At 53.4% G+C, this 17,722-nt stretch carries 18 protein-coding genes; 5 read left to right on the top strand and 13 right to left on the bottom strand.

Annotated elements, in window-relative coordinates; genetic code table 11:
- The 4 genes from potD to potA form a co-directional block, all read right to left on the bottom strand.
- The coding region (gene potD / locus HP459_RS04815; RefSeq protein WP_171935981.1) for a spermidine/putrescine ABC transporter substrate-binding protein PotD at positions 1–903 on the bottom strand (903 nt) is incomplete at its 3' end.
- Positions 900–1,691, bottom strand: coding sequence for a spermidine/putrescine ABC transporter permease PotC (gene potC / locus HP459_RS04820; RefSeq protein WP_171935982.1), 792 nt, complete (start codon positions 1,689–1,691; stop codon positions 900–902). The genes potD and potC, both read right to left, overlap by 4 nt.
- A complete protein-coding gene (potB, locus tag HP459_RS04825; protein WP_022647763.1) occupies positions 1,688–2,545 on the bottom strand; it encodes a spermidine/putrescine ABC transporter permease PotB in 858 nt (285 codons plus the stop codon). The genes potC and potB overlap by 4 nt, the downstream gene beginning before the upstream one ends.
- Positions 2,529–3,677: a spermidine/putrescine ABC transporter ATP-binding protein PotA gene (gene potA / locus HP459_RS04830; RefSeq protein WP_164720198.1), complete on the bottom strand. Its 1,149-nt coding sequence runs from the start codon at positions 3,675–3,677 to the stop codon at positions 2,529–2,531. Before potA ends, potB begins: the two co-directional genes overlap by 17 nt.
- Before the next feature lie 237 nt (positions 3,678–3,914).
- Between potA and pepT the strand changes: the two genes are divergently transcribed.
- Both pepT and HP459_RS04840 read left to right on the top strand, forming a co-directional pair.
- A complete protein-coding gene (pepT, locus tag HP459_RS04835) occupies positions 3,915–5,138 on the top strand; it encodes a peptidase T (protein WP_032624465.1) in 1,224 nt (407 codons plus the stop codon).
- A gap of 100 nt (positions 5,139–5,238) precedes the next feature.
- Entirely contained in the window at positions 5,239–5,730 is a 492-nt protein-coding gene (locus tag HP459_RS04840; RefSeq protein ID WP_023299811.1) for a transposase, read from the top strand.
- A 92-nt stretch (positions 5,731–5,822) separates the two neighbouring features.
- On the opposite strand, the gene HP459_RS04845 is transcribed toward HP459_RS04840, so the two are convergent.
- The 3 genes from HP459_RS04845 to phoP all read right to left on the bottom strand — a co-directional run bounded on the left by HP459_RS04845 (position 5,823) and on the right by phoP (position 9,171).
- The gene (locus tag HP459_RS04845) at positions 5,823–6,944 is read right to left on the bottom strand and encodes a cupin domain-containing protein (RefSeq protein WP_171935983.1); all 1,122 of its coding nucleotides are present in this window, start codon (positions 6,942–6,944) and stop codon (positions 5,823–5,825) included.
- A gap of 91 nt (positions 6,945–7,035) precedes the next feature.
- Positions 7,036–8,499, bottom strand: coding sequence for a two-component system sensor histidine kinase PhoQ (gene phoQ / locus HP459_RS04850; protein WP_022647768.1), 1,464 nt, complete (start codon positions 8,497–8,499; stop codon positions 7,036–7,038).
- Positions 8,500–9,171 (bottom strand): two-component system response regulator PhoP, encoded by a 672-nt coding sequence (gene phoP, locus HP459_RS04855; protein ID WP_026094318.1) that lies wholly within the window; start codon positions 9,169–9,171, stop codon positions 8,500–8,502.
- 475 nt (positions 9,172–9,646) lie between these two features.
- Here phoP and HP459_RS04860 point away from each other — a divergent pair, with 475 nt between their 5' ends.
- Positions 9,647–10,039, top strand: a complete 393-nt coding sequence (locus tag HP459_RS04860; protein WP_022647769.1) for a hypothetical protein — start codon at positions 9,647–9,649, stop codon at positions 10,037–10,039.
- A gap of 84 nt (positions 10,040–10,123) precedes the next feature.
- Here HP459_RS04860 and purB read toward each other — a convergent pair whose 3' ends face one another.
- From purB to rluE, 5 genes are read right to left on the bottom strand one after another with little or no spacing between them, the layout of a single operon-like run.
- On the bottom strand, positions 10,124–11,494 hold the full coding sequence (gene purB / locus HP459_RS04865; protein ID WP_023305884.1) for an adenylosuccinate lyase: 1,371 nt from the start codon (positions 11,492–11,494) through the stop codon (positions 10,124–10,126).
- A 19-nt stretch (positions 11,495–11,513) separates the two neighbouring features.
- Positions 11,514–12,143 carry a high frequency lysogenization protein HflD gene (gene hflD, locus HP459_RS04870; RefSeq protein ID WP_006809213.1) on the bottom strand — a complete coding sequence of 210 codons (630 nt, stop codon included), beginning with the start codon at positions 12,141–12,143 and terminating at the stop codon, positions 11,514–11,516.
- Positions 12,144–12,170: 27 nt separating this feature from the next.
- Positions 12,171–13,283: a tRNA 2-thiouridine(34) synthase MnmA gene (gene mnmA, locus HP459_RS04875; protein WP_032103856.1), complete on the bottom strand. Its 1,113-nt coding sequence runs from the start codon at positions 13,281–13,283 to the stop codon at positions 12,171–12,173.
- A 40-nt stretch (positions 13,284–13,323) separates the two neighbouring features.
- A complete protein-coding gene (locus HP459_RS04880; RefSeq protein ID WP_032624461.1) occupies positions 13,324–13,797 on the bottom strand; it encodes an NUDIX hydrolase in 474 nt (157 codons plus the stop codon).
- A complete protein-coding gene (rluE, locus tag HP459_RS04885; protein ID WP_062932503.1) occupies positions 13,797–14,459 on the bottom strand; it encodes a 23S rRNA pseudouridine(2457) synthase RluE in 663 nt (220 codons plus the stop codon). Before rluE ends, HP459_RS04880 begins: the two co-directional genes overlap by 1 nt.
- 117 nt (positions 14,460–14,576) lie before the next feature.
- On the opposite strand from rluE, the gene icd reads away from it, so the two are divergent.
- Complete coding sequence (gene icd / locus HP459_RS04890; protein ID WP_003857898.1) at positions 14,577–15,827, top strand: NADP-dependent isocitrate dehydrogenase; 1,251 nt, start codon at positions 14,577–14,579, stop codon at positions 15,825–15,827.
- Between the two features lie 76 nt (positions 15,828–15,903).
- Complete coding sequence (locus HP459_RS04895; RefSeq protein ID WP_022647773.1) at positions 15,904–16,149, top strand: DUF2543 family protein; 246 nt, start codon at positions 15,904–15,906, stop codon at positions 16,147–16,149.
- Positions 16,150–16,153: 4 nt separating this feature from the next.
- Here HP459_RS04895 and HP459_RS04900 read toward each other — a convergent pair whose 3' ends face one another.
- Entirely contained in the window at positions 16,154–17,653 is a 1,500-nt protein-coding gene (locus HP459_RS04900) for a cyclic diguanylate phosphodiesterase (protein ID WP_023305887.1), read from the bottom strand.
- Positions 17,654–17,722 lie beyond the last annotated feature (69 nt).

Consider the following 17,722-nt stretch of genomic DNA (forward strand, 5'->3'; position numbering starts at 1 on the left):
ACTTAACAGCTTCCGCGCGGCCAGGTTTGGTGTCGGATAACCAATAGTTTCCGCCACCTGTTTTGCCACATCCGGGCGCAGCAGGAAGTTAATCAGCTTCAGGGCGCCATCGACGTTTTTCGCATTAGCCGGGATCGCGAGGCTGTCCATCCAGAAGATGCCGCCCTCTTTCGGCCAGACCACCTCCAGCGGCGTACCGGCCTGACGCGCCACAAACGCAGAGCCGTTCCAGACCATCCCCAGATTCACTTCACCTTCCATATACGGGTTAGCCGGGTTATCCGAGTTGAACGCCGCCACGTTTGGCATCAGCTTTTTCAGTTCGTTATACGCCGCTTCGATCTCTTTCGGATCGGTGGTGTTGCCGGAGTAGCCGAGTTTACGCAGCGCAATCTGGAACACTTCGCGCGCATCATCGGTTAACAGCAGGCTGCTTTTGTATTCCGGCTTCCAAAGATCAGCCCAGGATGAAACCGTTTTTGGATCAACGGCATCGCTGTTGACGCCAATTGCCGTCGCGCCCCAGATGTACGGAATGGAATAATCGTTGTTCGGGTCGAATGGCTTGTTTAGCATCTCAGGATCGAGGTTTGAAAAATTGGTTAGCTTCGTTTTATCGACCTTCTGGATCATGCCTTCTTTGCGCATCTTGTCGACGAAATAGGTCGACGGCACCACCAGGTCATACGCGCCATCTTTATAGGTTTTGAGCTTGGCGTACATGGTTTCATTCGACTCGTAGGTCGAATAGATCACCTTGATGCCCGTCTCTTTGGTGAACTGCTCCAGCAGGCCCGGCGGCACATACTCGGTCCAGTTGTAGAAATAGAGCGTTTTGCTGTCATCAGCATGCGCGGCACCCATTCCGAGCACCAGTGCCGCAGCGGCAAGCATTTTTTTCATTTCTGTGTCCCCTGAGATTTTGTTTTATCACGAGCAATAACCTGGCTGGCAATCACCAGAACCAGCGATAACACCAACAGAATAGTCGCCAGCGCGTTCACTTCGGGTGAAACACCGACTTTCACCATTGAGTAGATCTTCAACGGTAGAATTTCGTAGCTCGGCCCGGTGACGAAGGAGGACACGACCACGTCGTCCATCGACAGGGTAAAGCTGAGCAGCCATCCGGCTGCCACGGCAGGCATCGCCAGCGGCAGGATGATTTTGCGAAGAATGGTCATCTCGCTGGCACCCAGATCTTTCGCCGCTTCCAGCATGCGTACGTCGAACCCTTTCAGTCGGGCGTAGACGGTTACCACCACAAACGGCAGGCAGAAGGTGATATGCGAAAACAGCAGCGACCAGAAACCGAGGTGGACGCCCAGCAGCATAAACAGCACCAGCAGTGAAATGGCCATCACGATGTCCGGGGACATCATCACCACAAACAGCATACCGCTGACGAACGGCTTACCGCGAAAACGGTAGCGGTACAGCGCCACGGCGGTCAGCGAGCCAATCAGCGTCGCGAAGGTGGCAGAGAATACCGCCATCGTCAGCGAGTGCTGAGCGGCCTGTAGCAGGCTGTCATTGTTCATCAGCAGGCCATACCATTTGGTGGTAAACCCTTGCCAGTTGATCCCGAAGCGTGAACTGTTAAAGGAGTTCACGATCAAAATGATTATCGGAATATAAAGATACGCATAAATGGCGGTCATAAAACCGCCGCGAAGCAGTCGACCGATCATTCCAGCTCCACCTTCTTATTCAGCAGGCGTGAGGCACGCCAGTAAACCAGCAGCATCAGCCCCATTACCACCGTCAGCGTAATGCTGGTGGCCGAGCCGAACGGCCAGTCGCGGATGTTCAGGAACTGGCTCTTGATCACGTTGCCGATCAGCAGGTTTTTCGCCCCGCCCATCAGGTCCGACACGTAGAACAGGCCCATCGCAGGCAGCATGACCAGCAGACATCCGGCAATAATGCCCGGCATGGTCAGCGGGATAATGATGCGGATAAAGGTTTGCAGCTTGCTGGCCCCCAGGTCTCTCGCGGCTTCCAGAAGTGGTTTATCAAGCTTTTCAATGCTTGAGTAAAGCGGCATCACCATAAACGGCAGCAGGATATAGACCAGGCCGACGATCACCGCGCTCGGAGTGAACATAATGCGGATCGGCGTATCAATAACCCCAAGCCACAGCAGAAACTCGTTAAGATAACCTTTGGTGCTGAGGAAGATTTTCAGCCCATATATGCGGATTAACGAGTTGGTCCAGAATGGCACAATCAGTAAAAACAGCAGCAGCGGACGCACTTTTTGCGGCAGGCGAGCCAGGAACCACGCGAACGGATACCCCAGCACCAGACAGGCAACGGTGGCAATCAGCGCCATATTGAGCGAGTGCAGCAGCACGTCAAAGTAGAGCGGATCGAGCAGGCGTGCGTAGTTGTCCAGCGTAAAGACCATTGCGACGAAGTTCGCGTCGTCGCGGGTCAGGAAGCTGGTTACGATGATCATCAGGTTGGGAAGAAAGACAAACAACACAAGCCAACCGACGATCGTGGCAATCACCACATTCTGGAACTTACTTGTGTTCTTCATCAGCCAGTACAACCTCCCAGCTTTCTACCCAGTTGATGACCATCTTCTGATCCAGCGAGTGGTCGAAGTCCGGATCGTCCTCGTTGAAGAACTCACTAACCATCACCATTTTGCCGTTTTCCAGTTCCACAACGGATTCGAGGGTCATCCCTTTGTAGTTGCGTTCGCGAACGTAACCGATCAGACCTTCGGCGTCAGCCGTGTCGTGGATCTCATCGACGCGAAGATCTTCCGGGCGCAGCAGAACGTTGAGCCTTTGTCCCTTTTCCACGGCAAAGTTCACCGTGATGTTGCATTCGCGGCCTTCCACGTTGGCGAGTACGCGCTGCTCGTCCAGACGCTCAATCACCGAGGCGTTGAAAATATTGATTTCGCCAATGAAGCTGGCGACGAACAGGTTTTTCGGCTCCTCGTAAATTTCACGCGGCGTGCCGTCCTGCTCAATCTTGCCCTCACGCATCACCACGATACGGTCTGACATAGTCAGGGCTTCTTCCTGATCGTGAGTGACAAACACGAACGTGATGCCGAGCTTACGCTGAAGCGCTTTCAGCTCGTTCTGCATCTGCTTGCGCAGCTTGTAGTCCAGCGCGGAGAGGGATTCATCCAGCAGGAGCAGGCGTGGTTTGTTGACCACGGCGCGGGCAATAGCCACACGCTGCTGCTGACCACCAGAAAGTTGATGCGGCTTGCGCTGGGCGAATGCCTCCAGCTGCACCATGCGCAGGGCTTCGGTAACGCGCGGCGGGATCTCGCTGGCGGGTGTTTTTTGCATCCGCAGGCCAAACGCCACGTTCTCAAACACGGTCATGTGCGGGAACAGGGCATAGCTCTGAAAGACGGTATTGACGTGGCGATCTTCGGCAGGGACCTGGGTAATGTCCTGGTTCTCAAGATGGATATGGCCGTTATCGACGCTTTCCAGCCCGGCAATAAGGCGCAGGACGGTGGTTTTGCCGCAGCCGGAGGGGCCAAGCAGCGTGAGAAACTCACCGTCATTGATGGTCAGATTAAGATCGGAAATGACATCTTTGCCATCGAAACTTTTACGAATTCGTTCCAGTTGCACCAGCGGTGAAAGGGAACGGGGTTGTGTATTCAATTTTCGCGCTGTCCCATATAGACGCCTCAGGCAGCAGACTGAAGCGGGGTTTGTGTGTAACCACCTTGGTGACTCGTAATGAGGGCGGACATTCTACGGCAAACCCATTGAATCGCCAATCCTTCTCACTTATTCATAAGCTACATTTATTAACGCAGAACGATATAAACGTAAAAAGTTCTCGTTTGCGGGATAAAAGTGACCTGACGCAATATTTGCGTTTTGCTGCTTAATGATAATGTTGTCACAAAAAGTGAGGGTGACTGCATGGATAAACTACTTGAGCGTTTCTTACATTACGTTTCGCTGGATACCCAATCTAAGCCGGGGGTCCGACAGGTGCCAAGCACCGAAGGCCAGTGGAAGCTGCTAAATCTGCTGAAAGAGCAGCTGGAGGCCATGGGGCTGGTTGATGTCACGCTCAGTGAAAAGGGGACCGTGATGGGAACGCTGCCGGCCAACGTTGAGGGAGATATCCCGGCGATTGGCTTTATTTCTCATGTCGATACCTCACCTGATTTTAGCGGTAAACACGTTAATCCGCAGATTGTTGAAAACTACCGCGGCGGAGATATTGCGCTGGGCATTGGCGACGAAGTGCTGTCGCCGGTGATGTTCCCGGTACTGCATCAGCTGCTGGGGCAGACGTTAATCACCACCGACGGCAAAACCTTGCTGGGGGCCGATGACAAAGCGGGTATCGCCGAGATCATGACGGCGCTGGCGGTGCTGAAGGGCAAAAATATCCCACATGGCGATATCCGCGTGGCCTTCACGCCGGATGAAGAGGTAGGAAAAGGCGCGAAACATTTTGACGTTGAGGCGTTTAACGCTCAGTGGGCCTACACCGTCGACGGTGGCGGCGTGGGTGAACTTGAGTATGAAAACTTTAACGCGGCATCGGTGACGATCAAAATCGTCGGGAATAACGTGCACCCGGGCTCTGCGAAAGGGGTGATGGTGAATGCGCTGTCGCTGGCTGCGCGTATTCATGCGGAAGTTCCTGCCGAAGAGAGCCCGGAGATGACGGAAGGGTATGAGGGTTTTTATCATCTGACCAGCATCAAGGGGAACGTGGACAGCGCGCAGATGCACTATATCGTCCGCGATTTTGACCGCAAAGCCTTTGAAGCGCGCAAGCGTAAGATGATGGAGATCGCGAAAAAGGTCGGCAAGGGGCTGCATCCGGATTGCTATATTGAGCTCATCATCGAAGACAGCTATTACAATATGCGCGAGAAGGTGATGGAGCATCCGCACATTCTTGATATCGCCCAGCAGGCGATGCGCGATTGTGATATCGAGCCGGTGATGAAACCGATCCGTGGTGGAACCGATGGTTCGCAGCTGTCATTTATGGGCCTGCCGTGCCCGAACCTGTTTACCGGTGGATATAACTACCACGGCAAGCATGAGTTCGTGACGCTGGAAGGGATGGAAAAAGCGGTGCAGGTGATTGTGCGGATAGCAGAGTTAACCGCGAAGCGGTAAGAAAATGCCCGGTGGCGCTGCGCTTACCGGGCCTACAGTAAAGGCTTTTGTAGGCCGGGTAAGGCGTAGCCGCCACCCGGCACATGAACAGGGAGTTCAAATGTCAAACTACCGCCGCCACTACATCCCCGGTGGGACCTGGTTTTTCACCGTCAATCTGCAAAACCGTCAGAGCGATTTACTTACCCGCCACATCGACAGCCTGCGTTCCGCTACCGCCACGGTTAAGCATGCGAAGCCCTTCACCATTAACGCCTGGGTTATCCTGCCTGAACATATGCACTGTATCTGGACCTTACCGGAAGGGGACAGTGACTTTTCGTCGCGCTGGCGCGACATCAAAAAAATGTTTAGCCGCAACATTGAGATGCGCCACGTCTGGCAACCGCGTTTCTGGGAGCACACTATTCGCAATGAACAGGATTACCGGCGGCATATGGATTACGTCTACATCAATCCGCTGAAGCATGGCTATGTCGGGAAAGTCGTCGACTGGCCCTATTCAACGTTTCATCGGGACGTGCGGGAGGGGTTATATCCGGCAGACTGGGCGGGTGAGATTGAGGATTTTGCGGCGGGGGAGCGGAAGTAAAAAAAGCCCGGTGGCGCATCGCTTACCGGGCCTACGGGAACGGCTTTTGTAGGCCGGGTAAGGCGTAGCCGCCACCCGGCAAACATCATGACTCAGTCCTCAAAAAACCAGTACCCGCTGTTAACCAGCGCGGCCAGCATGGCGAGGAAGGAGGGATCGTCCAGCGCGTCGCCAAAGGTATCCGCAGACAGCACCATATGGCTGGCAATCGCTTCCAGTGCCGGACGGTGTGGAGAGTCCAGGCGCTCGCCGTTGACGAATACCTCTTCGCCAATGCGCAATACACGTAATCCGCCCAGACGAACCAGCTTATCGCCCTGCTGGAGGGCATCATAAATTTCATCTGCCTGATACGGCGGCTCTGGCGGTGCGACGTCCAGTTCGTGACGCGACTGGCTGATAAACTCGCCAAACCACTGTCTGAAGTGCTCCGGTTCGTTGATCAGATCCAGCATCATACCGCGCAGCTTATCCAGCTCATCTGGCAGAATATCGGCCGGGTGCTCACGCGCCGGAACATCCGGATCGCTGTAACGATAGCTGCCCAGCTCGCGCTGTAAAACATAGTCAGCAAATCCGCTGATCATCTCGCGGCCGCTTGGCGCGCGGAAACCAACCGAATAGTTTAGCGAGTTTTCCAGGGAATAACCTTCATGCGGGAAGCCTGGCGGGATATACAGAATGTCGCCTGGCTCCAGCTCTTCATCAATGATCCCTTCAAACGGATCAACCTGGAGCAGATCCGGGTGCGGGCAGTGCTGCTTCATTGGCACTTTTTCGCCCACTCGCCAGCGACGGCGACCGGTACCCTGAATGATAAACACGTCGTACTGATCAAGATGCGGACCCACGCCGCCACCGGGAACAGAGAAGGAGATCATCAGATCGTCCATTCGCCAGTCTGGGAGGGCGCGGAAGGGACGCATCAAGGCTGCGGTGGGTTCGTGCCAGTTGTTGACCGCCTGCACCAGTAAAGACCAGTTGCTTTCGCCCAGGTGATCGTAGCTTTCAAAGGGACCGTGGCTGACCTGCCATTTCCCGTCCTGATGGCTCACCAGACGGCTGTCTACCTCGTTTTCCATCGCCAGACCAGCGAGTTCGTCAGGAGATATAGGGTCGATAAAATTGCTGATCCCGCGTTTAAGAACGACCGGGCGTTTTTGCCAGTAACGTTCAATAAATTCGGGCCAGTTAAGCGTTAATTGATAATCCATATTTTTGTATTCCGCAGGCTCTTACTGAGACGGATTATAACGGAAGCACCGACCCCTGACTGCGAGATCCGCGTATTTTTCACATTTCGGGTTAACTATCGTTCAATACGGGCTGTTGGCGGCCAAAAATGACTTCCATACGGGCACCGCCCAGCAAACTTTCGCCGGTTTCAATCTTGCCCTCGTACTGATCGACAATTTCCCGGGCGACGGATAATCCGACACCCTGGCCCGGGCGCAGCGTATCGGCGCGCTGACCGCGATCGAATACCACCTCGCGTTTATTATGGGGAATGCCAGGACCATCATCCTCAACGATAATATGCAGTTCGTTATCCGTTACGCGCGCGGACACCTCGACAAACTCCAGACAATATTTGCAGGCGTTATCGAGCAGATTTCCCATCACTTCCATAAAGTCATTCTTCTCGCCAACAAAGCTTATTTCCGGTGAGATATCCAGACTGATGTTTACCCCTTTACGCTGGTAAACCTTGTTCAGCGCAGAGGTGAGGTTATCCAGCAGCGGGGCTACCGGGTGCAGTTCACGGCTCAATAAGGCGCTTCCGGAACGCATGCTCGCGCGGTGCAGGTAATAACCAATCTGCTGTGAAATACGGCTGATTTGCTCCAGCATTACCGGCTCGGCGTCATCCACGCTCATTTTCGAACTGCGCATTGAACGCAGTGTACTTTGCATCACTGCCAGCGGGGTTTTCAGGCTGTGCGTAAGATCGGTGAGCGTCGTGCGATACTTGTCGTAACGTTCACGTTCGCTTTTCAGCAGGCGGTTGAGGTTGCGCACCAGGCTGGTCAGTTCGCGCGTAGTTTCAGGGTTAAGCTTCTCGCGGTGATGTTCCTCCAGCTCGCGCACCTCTTTGGCAAGGGATTCAATCGGGCGGAGGCTCCACCACGCAGCAACCCACAGGAGAGGGATCACCAGCAGCAGGTTGGCAGCCAGAACGTACACGAACCAGTTCCAGACCATATACGAACGTTTTAGCTCAACCGGTATGGTATCGATCACTACAATGGTCAGCTGCGGCATGTTCAGAGTGGCGGGATACAGGTTGATGGCCACCGAGTGGGTCATCTCCGTGTCGTCATCTTCAGCGCGGATCTCATTGAGCTTGTTCTGTAACGCCCGATCGTCACGCAGCAGGATGCTGGTAGAGTTGAGGTCGGCTTCTATTTCGTGAAAACCATTGGTTTTAAGCCATTCCGGACGGATGCGCTTTTTCAGCCAGGGGACGTCGCGCTGCGCCCACAGCAATTTTCCTTTTTCATCGTAAATGAGTGCCAGCGTTGGGCTCTGCTGGTTCAGGTTTTCCGGCATCTCGACGGTGATTTGGTTGTTCTCCCATTTCGCCAGGGTATAGAACAGATTACTTTCGCCGCGAAGCAGGCGGAAGGTGGTTTTATCGAAGCTTACGCTGTACCCGACCAACGCCACCATTCCGTAAGAGAGGGACAGCACGAGCACGACGGCGGCGGTTGCCAGCAGAAAGCGAACCCGCAGTGAAAGGGGTAAAATGTGGCGCAAAATCCCTTTCATTTAGCGTAATTCGAACAGGTAGCCCTGACCACGCACGGTGGTAATCACGTCGTGCGGGTACTGTGCCTGAATTTTTTTGCGCAGGCGGCCCATCAGCACGTCAATGGTGTGGCTTTCGCGCAGTTCGGCATCCGGATAAAGCTGAAGCATCAGGGAATCTTTGCTCACCACTTTACCGTTGTTACGGATCAGCGTTTCCATGATGGTGTATTCGAATGCGGTCAGCTTGATTACTTCATCATTTATTGAAAATTCGCGGCGGGAGAGATCCACCTGGAACGGCGGCAGAGAGATCACCTGTGACGCCAGCCCGCTGTTGCGGCGCAGCAGCGCCTGCATACGCGCGGCGACTTCTTCAATATGGAAGGGTTTGGTCACGTAGTCATCTGCGCCTGCGCTCAACACTTCAACCTTGTCCTGCCAGCCTTCGCGAGCAGTCAGCACCAGTACCGGCAGGGAAACGTCATGGCTACGCCAGCGGCGGATAAGAGATAATCCGTCTTCATCCGGCAGCCCTAAATCGACAATGGCGATGTCCGGCAGGTGTTCATTGAGATAATAATCGGCCTCTTTTGCGTCTTCAGCATCGTCCACCTGATGACCCATCTCCTGAAGTTGAACTTTCAGGTGATGACGTAGCAATGCGTTATCCTCAACAACCAGTACGCGCATCATCATTTCTCCCTTTATAAATGGTATGAATAGTTTAACGCTGATTATCCAGGTTGACACCAGCGTTATGAAATTAAATGATTTTTTTCATGCTTCCGAAGACAGGTGGCATTACGCCAGGCATCTGATTATTAAGTATGTTGACCTGATCCTGTTTCATATCGCCCACCCACCTCACATAAGCCTCATACGCCCCCAGAAGGCGCGGGTAATATAAACTGACTTGTTTTCGCACGCTTTCGCAATCCGGATAAAACATCCATCCGTTTATGAACGGTTGAAGGCGAGTCGCTTTTTTGACAGAACGGGCACGCCAGTTTTGTAAAGATTGCCCTTTTTTTTGTAAGGATGTTCTCACTATGGCTGTCTTTGTCTACGCTTATTTTATGGTGCGAAATTAGATTTGCATAAGATGTGCCAGAAAATCAGCATTTTTACACAACAAAACAGCAATATAGTGAGTAAAGAGGATTCTATGGAATGGAAGGTTGTTGAGACTATTGCGAGCCCGGAAAGTGGAACCATCTTTTGCAAAGTTGAAACACAATATGGCCTGAATTATATCCTTTGGCTAAAAGGGGATTATTACGTTCGTGCCGGTGAAATCATCACCACCTCAAACCAGGGTATCCTGATTAACGATCGGCGGCGTAGGGTATGGATAGCGCAGGCAATGCCCTATACATCAATAGGCTGGATGGGGTTCAAACAGAAAAACGCGTGTCCAGGTAACCGGCAGGAGATGGATCGTCCATGCACGGTTGAGACCCCGTGCCAGTTCAGGCTATGCCCGTTCGGCTTAAAACGATATATTCCGGAAAGTTATTCCACGGCGAAAAATAACAACCAGCCTGACAACAGGTTGTAATCCAGGCAGAGCCTGTAACGGGGTGTGAACGTCGACACGATGATGAAAAGCAGCCCCCTTTCCGGGTGGAAAGGGGGAGGGTGATTACTTCAGCTCGTCAACCATAGTAATGGCGCGGCCAATATAGTTTGCCGGGGTCATCTCTTTCAGGCGCGCTTTTTCTTCTTCGGGCAGCGCCAGACCATCGATAAACTGTTTCATACCCTCAGCATCAACGCGTTTACCGCGGGTCAGCTCTTTGAGTTTCTCGTACGGTTTTTCGATGCCATAACGACGCATCACGGTCTGAATCGGCTCCGCCAGCACTTCCCAGTTGTGATCCAGCTCGTCCAGCAGACGGTCGCGGTTCACCTCCAGCTTGCTCACACCCTTCAGGGTGGACTGGTAGGCGATCAGCGCGTAGCCAATACCCACGCCCAGGTTACGCAGCACCGTGGAGTCAGTCAGGTCGCGCTGCCAGCGGGAGACCGGCAGCTTACTCGCCATATGCTGCAACACGGCATTCGCCAGGCCCAGGTTACCTTCGGAGTTTTCGAAGTCGATTGGGTTCACTTTGTGCGGCATGGTGGACGAACCGATTTCCCCGGCGATAGTCTTCTGCTTGAAGTGGTTCAGGGCGATGTAGCCCCAGACGTCACGATCGAAGTCGATCAGGATGGTGTTGAAGCGCGCAATGCAGTCAAACAGCTCAGCGATGTAGTCGTGCGGCTCAATCTGGGTGGTGTACGGGTTCCACTGGATCCCCAGAGACGTCACGAACTCTTCACTGAACTGGTGCCAGTCCACTTCCGGGTACGCCGCAATGTGGGCGTTGTAGTTACCCACCGCGCCGTTGATTTTGCCGAGGATCTCAACCTGCTCCAGCTGACGATACTGGCGTTCCATGCGGTACGCCACGTTCGCCATCTCTTTACCCATGGTGGATGGGGTTGCTGGCTGGCCGTGAGTACGGGACAACAGCGGAATATCGCGGTATTCCACGGACAGCGCTTTCACCGCATCGATGATTTTACGCCAGTAAGGGAGTACCACCTCTTTGCGTGCGGTAGAGAGCATCAGCGCGTGAGACAGGTTGTTAATATCTTCAGAGGTACAGGCGAAGTGAATAAATTCAGATACCGCGTGCAGGGCAGGGACGCTTGCCACTTTCTCTTTCAGGAAGTATTCAACCGCTTTCACGTCGTGGTTGGTGGTGCGTTCGATGGTTTTAATACGCGCGGCATCTTCTTCGCTGAACTCAGCAACGATTTTATCAAGGTAATCGTTTGCCTTTGCGTCAAAAGCAGGAACTTCCTTGATTGCTGTCTGGGCGGCCAGCTTTTGCAGCCAGCGCACTTCAACCTGAACACGGAACTTCAGCAGGCCATATTCGCTGAAGATCCCGCGCAGCGCGCTGACTTTATCGCCGTAGCGTCCATCGACAGGGGATACGGCGGTCAGTGAGGATAATTCCATAATTCGCAACTCCGGGAGGTTAACAATGAGCAAGAATTTGTTTTGCCTGAGTCGTCAGGCGATGACGAGAAAACATGAGCTGTAGGCGGCCACCGCCGACCTGTTGCCACAGCACGGCGGCACGGATGCCTGCCAGCAGCGAAGCGCGTACCTTCGCCTGTACCTGTGGGCTTTGCAATACGGCAGGCGAACCGGTGACCTGAATACGCGGGCCGAGCGGGCTAATTACGTCGACGTAGATACCGGCCATCGCGCTCAGCAGGGTCTCAGACTGGAGGTCAAAGTGGTCGAGCTGGCGCTGTAGCCCGGCGATGCGATCGCCCAGGGTATTCATTGCGCCTTTCGCCGCGTTCAGCTTACGTTCCAGCACCATCAGGCTTAAGGTGTAGCGGGTCAGTTCCGCGTTCAACCCCTGACGGTTACTGGCGTTGAGCACGCCGAGCAGGGTTTCAAGACCGAGACGAAGATTGGTTTCACTGCCGCCAAAGACGCCCAGCGTGGAGCCTGGGTTAAGATCGATAACGCTGTTGAGTGAAACGTGCAGGGCATCAGCGTCGCAATGACCCTGATGCGCCAGCTGTTGCACCAGACGGGCTGACTGGCAAATTCCCGCCAGCGCCAGGGTGATGTCGTAATAGTTCTTCGCCACGCGGTCTCCTTTATGTGTGCAAACGGTTTAAACAGCAGGCAGCGGCAGGCGCTGTTCAATGATCCCACCGCCGAGGCAAATTTCGCCGCTGTAGAAAACAGCTGACTGGCCAGGGGTAACGGCGGAAACCGGTTCGTCGAAACGCACGTCAATGCGATCGTCATCCAGTGCGGTGACGGTGCAAGGGATGTCCGTCTGGCGGTAGCGCGTTTTCACGGTGCAGCGCAGCGTGCCTTTCAGCGGCTCGCGATCGACCCAGTGCAGCTGTTGCGCGATAAGTCCAACGGACATCAGGCGCGGATGGTCGTGACCCTGAGCCACCACCAGAATATTGTTTTCGACATCTTTGTCGACCACGTACCACGGATCTTCGCTGCCCTCTTTGGTGCCGCCGATACCCAGACCTTTACGCTGGCCGAGAGTGTGGTACATCAGCCCCTGGTGCTGACCAATCTCATCACCGTCAACGGTGACGATTTTGCCTGGCTGTGCAGGCAGGTAGCGCCCCAGGAACTCGCGGAATTTACGCTCGCCGATAAAACAGATACCGGTGGAGTCTTTTTTCTTCGCGGTGATCAGATCCAAATCTTCAGCAATCTTACGCACTTCCGGCTTTTCCAGCTCGCCGACCGGGAACAGACTTTGGGCAATCTGTTCATGGCTCAGCGTGTAGAGGAAGTAGCTCTGATCTTTATTGCCATCCAGACCGCGCAGCAGCTGGCTTTTACCATTCACATCCGCGCGACGCACGTAGTGGCCGGTCGCAATGTAGTCTGCGCCCAGATCTTCCGCGGCGAATTCCAGGAAGGCTTTGAATTTGATCTCTTTGTTACACAGGATATCCGGGTTTGGCGTGCGGCCCGCTTTGTACTCTTCGAGGAAGAGTTCAAAAACGTTGTCCCAGTATTCTGCGGCAAAGTTAACGGTGTGCAGTTCGATGCCGAGCTTATCGCACACGGCCTGCGCATCGGCGAGATCCGCAGCGGCAGTGCAGTATTCCTCGCCATCGTCTTCCTCCCAGTTCTTCATGAACAGGCCCTCCACCTTATAGCCCTGTTGCTGCAACAGGTAGGCGGAAACGGAGGAATCGACACCGCCGGACATGCCGACGATCACTTTTTTCTGGCTGTTATCTGACATGGAATACTCACGACATTGAACTTCAAGGCGGCGTATTCTATCACGCCCCCCCACCATTGACACCCTCTGTAAACGGCCAGTTAAATTCTGCAATGACATCCAGCGGCAGGCGCGCCGCAGACTGCCAGCAGCGGATGCTTTCCGCAACCAGCGGCGAGCGCAGGTTTGGCGCGCTCAGGATCTCGTCTGCGGTCACCCACAGGCAGCGATCGATATCGTCGTCGTGCGGTTCAGTGGCGCACGTTTCGTTAAGCTCAACGGCGAATAAAAAGCGCAGGAAAGGTGTCTGGTCAGGCGCTATCCACTGATGCATACGGATAAAGTGCTGCGGTTCGGCGCGGATACCCGTCTCTTCCCAGAGCTCGCGTTTCGCTGCCTGCAATAAGGTTTCGTTGGCTTCAAGATGCCCGGCTGGCTGATTCCAAAGCGCTTTGCCGTTGATGGTCTCTTCCACCACCAGGAATTTCCCCTGCGCGTGGACCACGCAGGCGACCGTAACATGGGGTTTAAACATCAGTTCTCCTTAGGGGTAACATCCCGCCATTCCCCGTTAGCCAGCGAGTCCAGCGTGTAGCTGCCCATGGCGTAGCGAATGAGTCGCAGGGTAGGGAAGCCCACATGCGCAGTCATGCGCCTGACCTGTCGGTTGCGGCCTTCATAAAGGGTGATTTTAAGCCAGCTGGTGGGAATCGATTTGCGCTCACGAATCGGCGGGTTGCGCGGCCACAGCCACTCGGGTTCATTCACGCGCTCAATACCAGCTGGCAGGGTAGGACCATCGTTCAGCGTTACGCCGTTGCGCAGCTTTGCCAGCGACGCGTCGTCCGGCTCGCCTTCAACCTGCACATAGTAAATTTTTCCGGTGCGTTTGCCCGGCTGAGTAAGCCTGGCCTGGAGCACGCCGTCATTGGTAAGCACCAGCAGCCCCTCGCTGTCGCGATCCAGACGCCCGGCCGCGTAGACCCCCTGAACGGGGATAAAATCCTTCAGCGTGCTGCGCCCGGCCTCGTCGGTAAACTGCGGCAATACATCGTAGGGTTTATTGAACAGTATGACCCGCGTTGGCTGGGGTTCTGGCGTTCTTCTGGTGGCTTGTCGTGAGCTGAATCGCTCAACCCGGTGTTTTCTAAAAGAAGTTTTCTTCATGGTATTTTCAGGCGTTATCAATTGCCGCATTATAGCCTAATAACGAAGACCTTTCATGGCGTCGGACAATCAGGTACTATCGGAAGGCTCATTACAATTTATTAACATAAGATCAGTAACAACCAGAAGCGCTCGAAGGAGAGGTTAATGGAAAGCAAAGTAGTTGTTCCGGCGGAAGGTAAAAAGATCACCCTGCAAAACGGCAAGATTAACGTTCCTCACAACCCGATTATCCCGTTCATCGAAGGTGACGGTATCGGTGTAGACGTTACCCCGGCAATGCTGAAAGTGGTTGATGCCGCTGTTGAGAAAGCCTACAAAGGCGAGCGTAAAATTTCCTGGATGGAAATTTACACCGGTGAAAAATCGACTCAAGTTTATGGCCAGGACGTCTGGCTGCCAGCCGAAACGCTGGACCTGATCCGCGACTATCGCGTTGCTATCAAAGGCCCTCTGACCACGCCAGTTGGCGGCGGCATTCGCTCCCTGAACGTGGCGCTGCGTCAGGAACTGGATCTGTATGTGTGTCTGCGTCCGGTGCGTTACTACCAGGGCACTCCAAGCCCGGTTAAGCACCCGGAACTGACCGACATGGTCATCTTCCGTGAAAACTCTGAAGACATCTACGCCGGTATCGAATGGAAAGCGGATTCTGCTGATGCAGAAAAAGTGATTAAATTCCTGCGCGAAGAGATGGGCGTGAAGAAAATTCGCTTCCCTGAGCATTGCGGCATAGGCATCAAGCCGTGCTCCGAAGAAGGGACCAAGCGTCTGGTGCGTGCCGCCATCGAATACGCTATCACCAACGATCGTGACTCTGTGACCCTGGTTCACAAAGGCAATATCATGAAGTTCACCGAAGGTGCGTTCAAAGACTGGGGCTACCAGCTGGCGACCGAAGAGTTCGGCGGTGAACTGATCGACGGCGGCCCATGGCAGAAAATTAAAAACCCGAACACCGGTAAAGAGATCATCATTAAAGATGTGATCGCCGATGCGTTCCTGCAACAGATCCTGCTGCGTCCTGCTGAATATGACGTGATCGCCTGTATGAACCTGAACGGCGACTACATCTCTGATGCGCTGGCAGCGCAGGTCGGTGGTATCGGTATCGCCCCGGGCGCGAACATCGGTGACGAGTGCGCCCTGTTTGAAGCAACTCACGGTACTGCACCGAAATATGCAGGCCAGGACAAAGTCAACCCAGGCTCTATCATTCTGTCCGCAGAGATGATGCTGCGTCATATGGAATGGTTCGAAGCCGCAGACCTGATTGTTAAGGGTATGGAAGGCGCGATTAACGCGAAAACCGTCACCTATGACTTTGAACGTCTGATGGAAGGCGCTAAACTGCTGAAATGCTCAGAGTTTGGCGACGCGATTATCGCGAACATGTAATCCACTCGCTGGGTTAAATGACAACGGGAGCCTGAGGGTTCCCGTTTTTTATGCACACAAGACGGAAAACAACGCTATGACCCATGATATCCCGCTCAAGTATTATGACATCGTCGACGAGTATGCGACTGAAACGGCAAAACCGCCAGAAGAGGCGGAGCGTACGCCACTGGCACACTATTTTCAGCTGCTGCTCACTCGCTTATACAACAATGAGGAAATCAGTGAAGAGGCGCAGCGGGAGATGGCTGTCCAGGCGGAGATAGATGAAGCGCGCATTGACGATATTGCGAACTTCCTGAATCAATGGGGCAATGAATAACGCTTCATCGCGCTGAGTAAGCCAGCAGGCTGGCGAGGTCGTGCCGGGTTAGTGATTTTGAAAAGTACCAGCCTTGCACGAGGGCATCGGGGTATCTCTGCGCGATGAACTGATATTGCGTTTCGCTTTCGACTCCCTCAAACACCAGGGTTTTGTGCAGTTTAGCGAGCGCGTCGCTAAAGATCACCAGGATATCCTGTTTATAATGCTCGTTGATGCCATCCACTAACGACTTATCCACTTTGATTTCGTCATATTTGAGATTGGACAGCCTTGCCAGATTAGAGTTTTGCACGCCAAAATCGTCTATTGAAATTTTGACGCCTGCCGATTTAAGATCCTCACAAAACTCTTCAAGGATGGCCGAGGTGGAAACGCCATTCTCGGATAACTCAACTTTGATTAACGATAAGGGAATAGCGTTCTCTAAGCATGCATGACGTAATACCGCCAGAAATTTGCCGTCTTCAATTTCCGTCCGGCCAACGTTCAGTGAAATCATTAACTGATGTTCGGCCGCCAGCCCGGCAATTTCCGCCAGGGATTTCTTTATCATGTTCTGATAATAAACGTTATACAGACCAATTTTTTTAATTAACGGGATAAACAGCTCAGGAGAAACCTCTTTGTGATTGTTATCCTGCCATCTTGATAAGACTTCAACCCCGACGATTTTCTTATCAGCAACCCGAATTATGGGCTGAAAATGAACGCTGATAGTATTCGCTATCACCGCCTTGACCAGCGTTCGCTCAAGAGAAAGTCGATCTTCATAAAGTCGAAGAGAAAACAGCGTCAGGGATACCCAGATAAAGTATAAAAACAGGCACAGGAGCACCATCACTACGCGGGAGAGCGATGCCAGTCCGGCATTGTGGTGGGTGACGGTAACGCACAAATCCCAGCGCGTGCTGCACTGCGTCACGGTCTGTGTGAATAACAGTGACGACAAGCGGCTAAGGTTTTCTGTAGGTGACGTAACGGTAAAAAAGGTTCGGTCGAAATCTTTCGTGGTAGAACGAAGTGAATAGTTGGCGGTGACCGGAGAGAATTTATCGTAGGCTGAACGTGATGTGAAGATAATAAGATGGTTATAAATTGTCGCATTGCCTACAAAAAAATCTTTCTGTGAAAATTGCGCCAGACTGAATCCGTTCAGGGTGTTGTGAAGCTCAGAGGGAAGGGCGATGGGATTTGCCAGCTTGCCCCAAAATGCGGTGCAGGTAATTTTCCCATTTTCAATAAACCCCACATCGGCGAAATAGAGACTCTGCATCTTTAAATTACGGTAGACGTTCAGGCTGGCGTTATCGCATCCCTTCGCGGAGGTATTTTTAAGCGTACTGGCGATATTTTGCGTCAAGTCTTCGGAATAGCGTAAGAGCGTGTGGGAGATCTCCCTCTGCCGGTCCTTTTGCTGCTCAACGATAATGGCGTTAACCGCATACAGCGACAGGACGACCATAAAGGTTGAGATGATAGCAACGGCAATGGCCTTGTTCATTTTCCTGCTGTCCCGCCACGTCCTGAGGTGCAGGGATCTTAACACAGGTCATTAAAGCTACAAGTATGC

This window comes from Enterobacter sp. CM29, assembly GCF_013179605.1.
Lineage (GTDB): Bacteria > Pseudomonadota > Gammaproteobacteria > Enterobacterales > Enterobacteriaceae > Enterobacter > Enterobacter intestinihominis.

Excerpts from the sequence above, each read along its gene's own strand:
- potC (WP_171935982.1), bottom strand. The coding sequence starts at position 1,691 with ATGATCGGTCGACTGCTTCGCGGCGGTTTTATGACCGCCATTTATGCG.
- potB (WP_022647763.1), bottom strand. The coding sequence starts at position 2,545 with ATGAAGAACACAAGTAAGTTCCAGAATGTGGTGATTGCCACGATCGTC.
- pepT (WP_032624465.1), top strand. The coding sequence starts at position 3,915 with ATGGATAAACTACTTGAGCGTTTCTTACATTACGTTTCGCTGGATACC.
- HP459_RS04840 (WP_023299811.1), top strand. The coding sequence starts at position 5,239 with ATGTCAAACTACCGCCGCCACTACATCCCCGGTGGGACCTGGTTTTTC.
- HP459_RS04845 (WP_171935983.1), bottom strand. The coding sequence starts at position 6,944 with ATGGATTATCAATTAACGCTTAACTGGCCCGAATTTATTGAACGTTAC.
- phoQ (WP_022647768.1), bottom strand. The coding sequence starts at position 8,499 with ATGAAAGGGATTTTGCGCCACATTTTACCCCTTTCACTGCGGGTTCGC.
- phoP (WP_026094318.1), bottom strand. The coding sequence starts at position 9,171 with ATGCGCGTACTGGTTGTTGAGGATAACGCATTGCTACGTCATCACCTG.
- HP459_RS04860 (WP_022647769.1), top strand. The coding sequence starts at position 9,647 with ATGGAATGGAAGGTTGTTGAGACTATTGCGAGCCCGGAAAGTGGAACC.
- purB (WP_023305884.1), bottom strand. The coding sequence starts at position 11,494 with ATGGAATTATCCTCACTGACCGCCGTATCCCCTGTCGATGGACGCTAC.
- mnmA (WP_032103856.1), bottom strand. The coding sequence starts at position 13,283 with ATGTCAGATAACAGCCAGAAAAAAGTGATCGTCGGCATGTCCGGCGGT.
- HP459_RS04880 (WP_032624461.1), bottom strand. The coding sequence starts at position 13,797 with ATGTTTAAACCCCATGTTACGGTCGCCTGCGTGGTCCACGCGCAGGGG.
- rluE (WP_062932503.1), bottom strand. The coding sequence starts at position 14,459 with ATGCGGCAATTGATAACGCCTGAAAATACCATGAAGAAAACTTCTTTT.
- icd (WP_003857898.1), top strand. The coding sequence starts at position 14,577 with ATGGAAAGCAAAGTAGTTGTTCCGGCGGAAGGTAAAAAGATCACCCTG.
- HP459_RS04895 (WP_022647773.1), top strand. The coding sequence starts at position 15,904 with ATGACCCATGATATCCCGCTCAAGTATTATGACATCGTCGACGAGTAT.
- HP459_RS04900 (WP_023305887.1), bottom strand. The coding sequence starts at position 17,653 with ATGAACAAGGCCATTGCCGTTGCTATCATCTCAACCTTTATGGTCGTC.